Annotated in this window: 10 protein-coding genes and 1 other RNA gene; 10 read left to right on the top strand and 1 reads right to left on the bottom strand. The window is 37.2% G+C overall.

The genetic code is table 11. From position 1 onward, the window contains the following. Positions 1-503: 503 nt before the first annotated feature. Positions 504-641 (top strand): hypothetical protein, encoded by a 138-nt coding sequence (locus J7K93_06785; GenBank protein ID MCD6116700.1) that lies wholly within the window; start codon positions 504-506, stop codon positions 639-641. 110 nt (positions 642-751) lie between these two features. Next, positions 752-2,164, top strand: a complete 1,413-nt coding sequence (gene lpdA / locus J7K93_06780; protein ID MCD6116699.1) for a dihydrolipoyl dehydrogenase — start codon at positions 752-754, stop codon at positions 2,162-2,164. 271 nt (positions 2,165-2,435) lie between these two features. Here the strand turns inward: lpdA and J7K93_06775 are convergent, their stop codons facing one another. Continuing rightward, positions 2,436-3,545, bottom strand: coding sequence for a glycosyltransferase (locus J7K93_06775; protein MCD6116698.1), 1,110 nt, complete (start codon positions 3,543-3,545; stop codon positions 2,436-2,438). A gap of 174 nt (positions 3,546-3,719) precedes the next feature. Between J7K93_06775 and J7K93_06770 the strand changes: the two genes are divergently transcribed. The 8 genes from J7K93_06770 to J7K93_06735 form a co-directional block, all read left to right on the top strand. Continuing rightward, positions 3,720-4,298 (top strand): TetR/AcrR family transcriptional regulator, encoded by a 579-nt coding sequence (locus J7K93_06770; protein ID MCD6116697.1) that lies wholly within the window; start codon positions 3,720-3,722, stop codon positions 4,296-4,298. 3 nt (positions 4,299-4,301) lie between these two features. After that, positions 4,302-5,459 carry a hypothetical protein gene (locus J7K93_06765; GenBank protein MCD6116696.1) on the top strand — a complete coding sequence of 386 codons (1,158 nt, stop codon included), beginning with the start codon at positions 4,302-4,304 and terminating at the stop codon, positions 5,457-5,459. A gap of 14 nt (positions 5,460-5,473) precedes the next feature. Next, positions 5,474-6,193 carry an ABC transporter ATP-binding protein gene (locus J7K93_06760; GenBank protein ID MCD6116695.1) on the top strand — a complete coding sequence of 240 codons (720 nt, stop codon included), beginning with the start codon at positions 5,474-5,476 and terminating at the stop codon, positions 6,191-6,193. Beyond that, positions 6,190-7,365: an ABC transporter permease gene (locus J7K93_06755; GenBank protein ID MCD6116694.1), complete on the top strand. Its 1,176-nt coding sequence runs from the start codon at positions 6,190-6,192 to the stop codon at positions 7,363-7,365. Before J7K93_06760 ends, J7K93_06755 begins: the two co-directional genes overlap by 4 nt. A 9-nt stretch (positions 7,366-7,374) precedes the next feature. Then, complete coding sequence (locus J7K93_06750; GenBank protein ID MCD6116693.1) at positions 7,375-8,649, top strand: ABC transporter permease; 1,275 nt, start codon at positions 7,375-7,377, stop codon at positions 8,647-8,649. A 1-nt stretch (position 8,650) separates the two neighbouring features. Then, positions 8,651-9,385: an outer membrane lipoprotein-sorting protein gene (locus J7K93_06745; protein ID MCD6116692.1), complete on the top strand. Its 735-nt coding sequence runs from the start codon at positions 8,651-8,653 to the stop codon at positions 9,383-9,385. 85 nt (positions 9,386-9,470) lie between these two features. Beyond that, positions 9,471-9,826: a transfer-messenger RNA gene (ssrA, locus tag J7K93_06740) on the top strand. A 103-nt stretch (positions 9,827-9,929) separates the two neighbouring features. Then, positions 9,930-10,624: sodium:alanine symporter family protein (locus tag J7K93_06735; protein MCD6116691.1), on the top strand; the 695-nt coding region annotated here is incomplete at its 3' end.

Genomic DNA, 10,624 nt, shown 5'->3' with positions numbered 1-10,624 from the left:
TCTGCCATAATTTCCACGTCAGAGTGATCCTGGAGATATTCCCGGATTATTTCGCGGCCGAGAGGTTCGTCATCAATGATTATTGTTTTAATTTTATTCATACCTGTTCTGCCGGTATTGTAATTTCAACTTTAAAAATATCCGGCTGAGGCCTGCTTATGAAAAATTTACACCTGCTTCCGTATATTATTTTCAACTCCTAATTATTACTCTTACAAGATAAAAGTAAACTTTTTTGCAGACAATGATATTTCTGTCAGTTGCTCTATTTTTACTTAAACTCACAAAAAAGGGGAGTGAATGCTTCGACAAGCCCTTCGACAAGCTCAGGGTACGGCTCAGCAACAAAGTGAATAGGTTGGGGCGGTTTAGGGTTTTCTTTAACGTGAGGTTATGAGAGAGAAGAAATTTTGAATTCTGAATGTTAAATTTTGAATTAAAAAGATAAAGAGATGTTGAATTTCCCCTCCGTCACAAGTTGAACTTGGGGCGGAGATTTTCAGATGCCGGCAAACAACTCTCTTTTTTATTTTTTCTTTGCGTTCTCTGCGTGCGTTGCGAGAGACTTGAGCAACCCAGATGCCGGAGAAAAAGTAAGTAAAAAAAGATTTTATGTTGACAATTTCCTGAAAGTAACTTAGATTACCATTTAATTTCCCATGTTACTAATCTTAATGTCACATATTAAATTTAGGATACGAATATGAAATTAATTTTTAACTAAGATTGAAATAAACAGGAGAAACATTTAATGGAAGAAAAAAGAGATTTAATTGTTATCGGAGCCGGGCCCGGCGGTTACCCTGCTGCATTCCTTGCTGCTGACAAAGGAGTCAAAGTTACTATGATTGATCCTGAACCCAATCCCGGAGGAGTTTGTCTTTACAGAGGCTGCATTCCTACTAAAACAATTCTACACGCAACAAAGGTATTGAGAGAAGCAAAAGAATTGGACAAATGGGGCGTGAGTTTTTCTAATCCTGTAATCAAACCGGAAATGATTAAACAAAAAAAGGATATGGTTGTAAAGCAGATTACCGGAGGAGTGGGAAGGCTCTGTGCACAGAGGAAGATTGAATATCTTCAGGGAACATCCGTATTTAAGAATCCTGAAACTATTATCGTCACATTGACCAGCGGCGGGACAAAAGAGCTCCGGTTTAATAACGCAATTATTGCAACAGGTTCATCTCCTGCATGGATTCCGGGAATTCCAACGGATTCTCCCAATATAATTTCATCAAGAGAAGCTCTTGATATTGATTCTGTACCCGAATCAATGCTTGTTGTAGGAGGAGGTTATATCGGACTGGAACTGGGTTCGTTTTATGCATCTCTCGGCAGCGGGGTTTCTGTTGTTGAACTTATGGATTCAATTCTTCCAGGTGCTGATTCTGATCTTGTACGGATTTTTTCTCAATCTGCAAGAAAGCTTTTTAAAGAAATTATTACAGGCACAAAAGTTGTTTCGATTGAAGATAAGAGTGAAAATGTTCAGGTTGTATTTGAAAATGAAAAAGAGGAATTTACAAAAGATTATTCAAAAGTCCTCATTACTATCGGGAGAAAACCAAACAGTACTGATCTCGGCCTTGAAAATACAGAAGTAAAACTTGATAAACGCGGATTTATCCTTGTAAACAAATATCTGCAGACAGAGCATGATACCATATATGCAATTGGCGATGTAATAGGCGGCGCAATGCTTGCTCACAAGGCAACACATGAGGGTAAGGCCGCTGTGGAAAATATCATCGGTGAGAAAAAAGAGTTCAACCCTTCCTGTATACCTGCTGTGCTGTTTACTGATCCAGAAGTTGCATGGGTCGGCCTTACAGAAAAAGAAGCCTCGGAAAAGGGGCTTGATTATGCTGCCTCACGTTTTCAGTGGGGAGCTTCTGGAAGAGCTGTTACAATCGGGAGAACTGACGGTGTTACAAAGCTCATTATAGACAAAAAGAGTGATAAAATTATTGGAATGGGAGTTGTAGGTGCAGGCGCAGGAGAATTGATTTCAGAAGGTGCTCTTGCAATACAGATGGGAGCAACAGCTCATGATATTGCAGGTACAATTCACCCTCATCCGACTCTTTCTGAAACTGTAATGGAATCTGCAGAGCTGTACTTCGGGCTGTGCACGCATATGTATTCTAATAAAAGATAGAGTACTGTAGGGAATTTATTTAAAGGCTGCATATAATCTTTCTTTTTCCTGATATTCAGGGGCTGTATCAAAATTCCCAGCCCTGTCATGCGATTCCGGCTTGCCGGAAGAAGTAATCTTCTCAATTAGGGTTCAATTCCGGAGATTGCTTCGTTGCTTCGCTCCTCGCAATGATTTCAAATCGACTTTTGATACAGCCCCGACAAACCAGAGTTTGGGAACGAGAATATTTTCGGATAATGCCTGCCGGTTTCATGTTTTTAAACAGCAGCTACCACTTTTCAGGCGCAATCTGCGCAAAAATGGGAATAAAAACAACGTACAGAAGATGTGGTAGAAAAGCAGGGAAGTAGTATCTGAGAAGTCTGCGCTCATTAAATATTTTTTTTGCCTTATTAAGAAAATAGAGTTCAAAGAAAGATTTTGTGAAAATAATACTGATTGATACCGGCAGGAGCTTTAAATTAAACAGCGTTGAAATTAAAAGTATTAACAGGAGCAGATGGAAAATATAAATTGTGCCCATAATCAGTTTTGCTTTTAACGGATAAGCCAAATGCTTTGAACTGAATCTGATCCGCTGGCGTATGAATGCTTTTAAATCTGCCGGCGGATCTGTTTTTACATGGCTTTCTTTTGATGCATTAAAAATAATTTTATTTTTACAGGAATTTCTGAATCTATGCATAAGCAGGTCATCGTCACCGGAAAGAATTGAGATGGTATCTCCGTATCCGCCGATTTTAAAAAAATCTTTTTTTCGAAAAGAAAGATTCGCTCCGAAAGATGTAAGAGGAAAACCTGCTCCGCATGATCCTGCGGCAACCGCACCCATTGAAAAATACTCCAGCGCGAGAATTTTATGGAATAATTTATCAAAAGGCATATCTGTCCTGTAGGGAGCATAGCCCAGAACCATGGAAACATCGTCTCTATAGCACTGTACCATTGATTCAATCCACCCTGGCGGTAACACAGTGTCACTGTCTGTTGTTAAAATAATTTCGCCTTTGGCTTTATTGATACCATTTAAAAGGGCATTTTTTTTGGGAGATACATTTCTGTCAACATTTGTAATTGAAATCAAGGATGAATTTTCTATATAATTAAGAGCATTTTTACAGATTTCTCCTGTTTTGTCTGTTGACCGGTCATCAACAAAAATAACTTCCCAGAATTCAGACGGATAAGTCTGTGCATTCAGACTTTCAATTACTGAAGGAATTGTATCTTCAGCATTGTGAGTAGGAATTATAACTGATACATTTAATTTTTTTGACGTAATTGCTGCGTTTCTATTATTCAGGCCTTTGATCCAGATTATGATCAAAAGTAAATAAAAAACTGTAAATAAAAGAGTTAAAAAAATAATAAAAAACATAAATCATCCGTTTGTAATGATTTGAATTTTGTAGCTCTAAAATACAATAAAAAAAATTGCCATGCAAGAAAACAAAGCTTGACATTGCTAAAAAGATGAATTATATTAAATTATACGAAAAAAGTATATAAAAACGAAAAACGTCTAAAAACAAGATAAAGTTTGATTGAGAAAATGAAAAGAAAAAATGAAAAATTTGACAGGATTATCTCAACCGGGAAAAAGCTATTCTGGAAATACGGAATAAAACGCGTAAGTGTTGAAGAGATATGTCAACACAGCAATGTGAGCAAAATGACTTTTTACAAGTATTTTAAAAATAAAGTAGACCTCGCCTGTACAATTTTAGATGGACTTGTTAAAGAAGGTGTTGCTGATTATAACAAAATAATGAGCAGTGATGATACATTTAAAAATAAGCTGGAAAATATTATCCTTTTAAAAATCAAATATTCGGAAAATCTGAGTTTTGAAATATTAAATGATTTATACAGCGGCAATTTTCCCCAATTAAATAATTTAATGGAAAATGCCAGTGAAAAAAATCTAAAATTTTTCAGGCAGGATTTAAAAAAGGCTCAGGATAAGGGTGAGATAAGAAAAAATCTCGATCTGGATTTTCTCATGTATATTCTGAACAAATCCACTGATATTATCAAAGATAAACAACTTAGAGCCCATTTTAAAAGCCCGCAGGAAATGATCAGAGAACTGGTTGAATTTGTATTTTTCGGTATCGTGGAGAGGAATTAATTTGTGAAAAAGCAGAGAACGAGAATTAGTTTCCTTTTCCTATTAATTGGAATAAACTGTGTTTCTGCCTCTGCACAGACAGTTGATTTCAGCGGCCTTGTTTCTACCTCTCTGTTATACAGCAGAAACGAGAACACTTCCTTTTACTCAAATCTAAGATATATACCACAGTCTGTTTTTGCATATCATTTTGGTAAATATACTCTTGATGCGCTTTTATCTGTGGATATAAATTCATCTTTAAATAAAACCAGTATGGGTAATGGTTTCAGATCCGATATAAATTCTGATCTTTACAGATTACAGTTGAGATTGTCCTCTGACAGATACGAAGCAAGAATTGGGCTTCAGCGTATTAATTTCGGCCCGGGGCTTCTTATAAGGCCTTTAATGTGGTTCGAAAAGTTAGATCCCAGGGATCCGCTTCAGATGACAAAAGGAGTATACAGCGCACTTTTCCGCTATTATTTCCCCGGTAATATCAATGTGTGGCTCTGGGGGCTTTTGAGAAACAAAGGCACAAAAGGCTGGGAGATCCTGCCGTCTAATATTAAAAAACCTGAATATGGCGGAAGAATAGAATTGCCTCTTTCAAAAGGAGAGATGGGATTTTCTGTACATGAAAGAGAAACCAATTTTCAGAAACCGGGATTACAAGACCAGTTGATCCCTTTTAATATAAATAAGACACAATTTAAGGAAACAAAATTCGGGGCAGACCTGAGACTTGATTTCAACTTCGGTTTATGGTCAGAAATGTGTCTGATTCATAGGGACATACAAAGTTCGGCATTTGAATTTCAGAAAATGGCAAGTCTTGGTGTTGATTATACCTTTTCTGCAGGAAACGGCATATATGCAGCTGTAGAATATTTTTACCAATCCTTTGGTGATAAAGTTGGTACAAATTTATATCCGGCCAAGTTATTTGCATTAACAGTTAATTATCCTTTAGATATGATAAACTCTGTGTCTGCAATTTTTTTCTATAATGACAGTTCAAAAGATTGGTACAGATTTGTGCAATTCAAGATGACCTATGACAAATTTCAGATTTTTCTGATAAGTTTTATTAATTCGGGAAATCTTCCCATTTCAAATTCTGCTTATCAGGCATTCAGCGGCAAGGGATTTGAGTTTATGTTTTTATACAATCATTGATATGAGAGGTTATTATGGCAAATAACACAATCATCGAGACGAAAAATCTTTTAAAAGAATATCCAATGGGGCACACAGTATTAAAAGCAATTAATAATCTGTCTATCTCTTTTAAAAGTGGGGAATTTGCGGGTGTTGTGGGACCCAGCGGCTCAGGTAAAACTACATTTCTAAACATAATCGGAACTTTGGACAATCCTACCGGAGGAGAGTGCAGAGTGCTGGGTGAGAATGTTGAGAAACTCAGCAGCAGGAAAGCTGCAGAATTAAGAACAAAAAAAATAGGTTTCATTTTTCAGACCTTCAACCTTCTTCCTGTTTATACTGTTTTCGAAAATATTGAATTCCCGTTATTACTATTAAACTTGGACAAAAAGGAACGCAAAAAAATGGTAATGGATGCTCTTGAATGGGTAGGTCTAAAAGACAGGGCAGCATCGCTTCCAAAAGAATTATCCGGAGGAGAATGCCAGAGAGTGGCAATTGCAAGAGCAGTTGTAAAAAAACCACAGATTATCCTTGCAGATGAACCTACTGCAAATCTGGATGCGAAAAATTCTCATAATATAATGAATACAATGAGAACTCTTAATTCAGAATTTGGTATTACGTTCTTATTTGCCACTCACGATGAAAAGGTGATGAAATATCTTGGAAGAAAAATCACATTGGTTGACGGTAAGATTGACAAAGATGAAATATTAAAATCCTTGGACAGGGGGATAGAAAAATGATCATTCCTGTTCTTGCTGCAAAGAATACATTCAGGGCAGGCATAAAAACCTGGCTTAATTCATTTGTCCTTTCCTTGAGTATTGTTACGATAATTTGGCTTCAGGGAATATACAAGGGAATGGAGCTGCAAGCCTCAAAAGCAATGATAGATGCTGAACTTGGAGGAGGCCAATATTGGGCTCATGGATATGATCCATACGATCCATTCTCAATTGATGACAGTCACCAGATAATCTCTCCTCAACTTTCAGAATTAATCGAAAAAAATGCGGCAACTCCAATTTTAATTACAAGAGGAATGCTTTACAAGGATGGAAGGGTCAGTCCTGTTCTTTTAAAAGGGATTGATCCTGTGCAGAAAATATTAACAATTCCGTCCCATGTTCTGAAAAATTCAGAAGACGGAATTATTCCAGCATTAATAGGGACCCGAATGGCAAAATCCGCAAGACTGCAAAAGGGTGATATTTTTACTGTTCAGTGGAAAGATTCAAAAGGCGCGTTTGATGCTATAAATTTTCAGGTTGTTGAAATAATGAAAACAGATGTTCAGAATATTGACAACAATCAATTATGGGTGCCGCTTGCAACATTACAGGGATTATTCGGGCTTGATAAAGAAGCAACTATCATAGTCCTGGGTAAAAATACGCAAGCTGTAAATACCAATGATAATTGGTCGTTTAAAAATCTGGATTTTCTTCTGCAGGATCTTAAGACACTTGTACAGGCGAAAACTGCAGGAGGAATGATTTTTTACGTTATCCTGATATTTTTAGCAATGATAGCTATTTTTGACACACAAACCCTGTCAATTTTTAAAAGAAAAAAGGAAATAGGAACTCTGATGGCTTTGGGCATGACCAATGGAAAAGTTGTGGCTTTATTTACATTCGAAGGTATAGCATATAATTTTCTTGCTGATTTAATTGCTTTTGTTTACGGTTTTCCTTTGATGTATTTAACTTTTACAAAAGGATGGAAATTACCCGCTGCAACAGATTCTTATGGTTTTGCACTTGGCGACACTCTTTATCCCCATTACAGTCTTCAGTTAATATTCGGCACATTAATTATTCTGCTGATTTTAACAGCAGTTGTCAGTTATCTGCCGGCTAGAAAAATATCAAAACTGAAACCTACAAAAGCATTAAGAGGAAGTACAATTTAAGAGGGAACAATGATAAAATTTATCTTAAAAGGACTTTTTAGGGACAAGTCACGGTCCCTGTTTCCAATTCTGACAGTTTTTTCCGGTGTATTTCTTACAGTATTTCTCTACAGCTACTTAAATGGCTTTATGACAGAAATGATAAGAACAACTGCTCATTTTGATACAGGCCATGTAAAAATTATGACACGAGCTTATGCTGAAGAAAAGTCTCAAATTCCTAATGACCTTGCATTGACAGATGTTGATTCGATCCTTGCATCCCTGAACAGCAGGTATCCGACAATGTACTGGCAGCCAAGAATAAGGTTCGGCGGTCTTTTGGATATACCTGATGAAAGGGGTGAAACAAAGGAGCAGACTCCTGTTTACGGTATGGCTGTTGATTTAACAGGCAAAAATTCTGTTGAAAAACGAATTCTTGAACTTGAAAACAAGATTGTATCCGGTAAAATTATCACAAGGCCTGACCAAATAATTGTCAGCACTCTTCTTGCAGAAAAATTAAAAGTTTCTCCCGGAGATACAGTAACTCTGATAAGCAGTACCATGAACGGAAGTATGACTATGTGGAATTTTGTTATTTCCGGTACTGTACAATTTGGTATTTCGGGTCTGGATAAATCTCTTGTTATTGTTGATCTATCCGGAATTCAGCAGGCACTTGACATGGAGAATTGTGCAGGAGAAATAATAGGCCTGTTTAAAAATGATCTCTATATAAAGGATCAAAGCAGTTCTATTGCAGAGAATTTTAATGAAAAGTACAAAGATTCAGAAGATGAGTTTGCCCCTGTAATGGTTACTCTTTACAATCAGAACGAACTTGCCTCATATCTGGATATGGCTGCCATGTTCTCCGGTATAATTGCGTTTATTTTTATAGGGGCAATGTCAATTGTACTGTGGAATGCAGGCCTTTTGGGTGGATTAAGAAGATACGGTGAATTCGGAATAAGGCTGGCTATGGGTGAGACAAAACCTAAAATTTACAAATCCCTCATTCTTGAATCGTTGCTCATTGGAATATTCGGTTCAATTCTGGGTACTATGGCAGGCCTTGCAATAAGCTACTTTCTTGAATATCATGGTTTAAACATGTCATCAATGTTCAGAAATGCCACTCTTACTGTAAATGATGTAATCAGGGCTGACGTAAATGCAACAAGCTATTATATCGGTTTTATCCCGGGAATATGCGCTACAATTCTTGGTTCAGCTATTTCCGGAATTAATATTTTTAAAAGAAATACAGCACAGTTATTTAAAAAATTAGAGGCTTAACATGAAAATGTATAATTTTACTTTGGCAGCACTTTTTTTAATTCTGTTTAATCAGCAGCCCGATGCTGACAAGATCATATCAAGAGTTGAAGAAAACACTCTCTCAATAAATAAATATGTAATTTCCACAATGATTATTCATGGAAGAAGAGCAACCAGAAGTGTTAAGGCCAGGTCGTGGATACAGGGAGAGGAGAAATCATTTACAGAATACATTGCTCCTGCCAGAGAAAAAGGGACCAAAATGCTGAAAATAAAAGACAATTTATGGATGTATTCCCCTTCAACTGACAGAATAATCCGAATATCGGGCAACATGCTCAGGCAGTCAGTACTCGGATCTGATTTAACCTATGAAGATATGATGGAAGATCCTAAAATATCTAATCACTACGATCCCGTAATAATCGGTACAGAACAATTCATTGGCAGGCCTTGCTGGAAGATTCAGCTTAATGCAAAAAGCGAGGATGTTTCATACAAAAAAAGGATTATTCTTGTTGATAAAGAGCGCTATCTTATTCTTCAGGATCAAAGATATGCAAAAAGCAGTACTCTGCTTCGAAAAGTTTCGGTAAAAAAGATTGAACTCAAAGAGGGGAGATGGGTGGCAACCCATGCTGTTTTTAAGGATATGCTTAAGCACGGAAAAGGTACGGAATTTATTATCAATGAAATTAAGTATAATGTAAAAATTCCATCATACAGATTTTCCAAAGCATCTTTAAAAAGATAGTTTTGCAATAATGTTGTTAAGCAAGCAAAATAATTGAGTTGACATTAAAATCAAATTTTTGTAAATTTTTATCAGACATTTGAAAGGGGACGACTTGGCTTCGACGGGAGCAGATGTTCTGTGAATTGCGTGTCCAGGTCCTGGAACCTGGTTAAAAATCCGGGAACTTATAATAATTGGCGATTATTCATACGCTATGGCTGCCTAGTTTTAGGCAACCCGTTCCTGAAAACCTAATCCTGCCGTGGTTTTCAAAGGAACGTCGCAAAGGCGGGATTGCTGATTTGCATGCCTGCGGTAAATCAGTGAAAAATTAGCAGACTGTGCTGAAACTATCCCTGCCTGACGGGCAGTTTCAGCGAGATTAAAGACAGGATACGCACGTAGTGGTTTGCAGAATGTTGCTTGCGGACGTGGGTTCGATTCCCACCGTCTCCACAAAATAAGGGGAAGATTAATATCTCCCTCTTTTTTTCTCTTATAAAATATATATGAAAATTCATTGTAATACCTGTTTTATACCTACCTATATGAAGGGATAGTTATGGATGCTATTAATAATTTACTGGTTCAGATCAACACCTTTGCCGGAAACAAGAGCGTATGGTTTCCATACATACTTCTCGGTACAGGAATATTTTTCAGTATTTACCTCAGATTTCCTCAGATCCGATTTTTCAGGCATGCGCTGCGTATTGTAACAGGGCGTTATGAAAAAGATTCTTTTGCCGGCGATACAACTCACTTTCAATCCCTTGCAACTGCCCTTTCCGGTACTATCGGGACTGGAAACATCGGCGGAGTAGGACTGGCTCTCTGGATAGGAGGCCCTGCAGCACTGTTTTGGCTTTGGGTAACAGCATTTTTCGGTATGACATTAAAGTTTGTTGAGTGCAGTCTTTCACACAAATATCGTAATGTTGAATCTGATGGAAGCATTTCAGGCGGCCCCATGTACTACATGGAGAAGAAGCTGAACATGAAGTGGCTGGCTGTAATTTTTGCCGCTGCAACAGTGATTTGTTCTTTCGGAACAGGGAATCTCCCACAGATTAACAATATTGCTCGTACGACTCAGCGGGTTTTTAATATACCTCTCTGGGCATTAGGCAGTTCTCTCGCAATACTTTTATTCTTAATAATTATCGGCGGTATAAAGCGTATTGCAAAAGTAACAGAGAAGATTGTGCCTGTTATGGGTATAATATATATTCTTGGTGCTTTAACAGTTATTTTTGC

The sequence above is a fragment of the bacterium genome, from assembly GCA_021158245.1.
Lineage (GTDB): Bacteria > Zhuqueibacterota > QNDG01 > QNDG01 > QNDG01 > QNDG01.
The sequence above is the reverse complement of the archived record's forward strand: the minus strand, read 5'-3'. Positions and strand labels throughout refer to the sequence as shown.

What these genes read in the sequence shown, in the direction of transcription:
- J7K93_06785 (MCD6116700.1), top strand. Translation starts at nt 504, where the DNA reads ATGCCGGCAAACAACTCTCTTTTTTATTTTTTCTTTGCGTTCTCTGCG.
- J7K93_06745 (MCD6116692.1), top strand. Translation starts at nt 8,651, where the DNA reads ATGAAAATGTATAATTTTACTTTGGCAGCACTTTTTTTAATTCTGTTT.
- J7K93_06775 (MCD6116698.1), bottom strand. Translation starts at nt 3,545, where the DNA reads ATGTTTTTTATTATTTTTTTAACTCTTTTATTTACAGTTTTTTATTTA.
- J7K93_06760 (MCD6116695.1), top strand. Translation starts at nt 5,474, where the DNA reads ATGGCAAATAACACAATCATCGAGACGAAAAATCTTTTAAAAGAATAT.
- J7K93_06750 (MCD6116693.1), top strand. Translation starts at nt 7,375, where the DNA reads ATGATAAAATTTATCTTAAAAGGACTTTTTAGGGACAAGTCACGGTCC.
- J7K93_06755 (MCD6116694.1), top strand. Translation starts at nt 6,190, where the DNA reads ATGATCATTCCTGTTCTTGCTGCAAAGAATACATTCAGGGCAGGCATA.
- J7K93_06770 (MCD6116697.1), top strand. Translation starts at nt 3,720, where the DNA reads ATGAAAAGAAAAAATGAAAAATTTGACAGGATTATCTCAACCGGGAAA.
- lpdA (MCD6116699.1), top strand. Translation starts at nt 752, where the DNA reads ATGGAAGAAAAAAGAGATTTAATTGTTATCGGAGCCGGGCCCGGCGGT.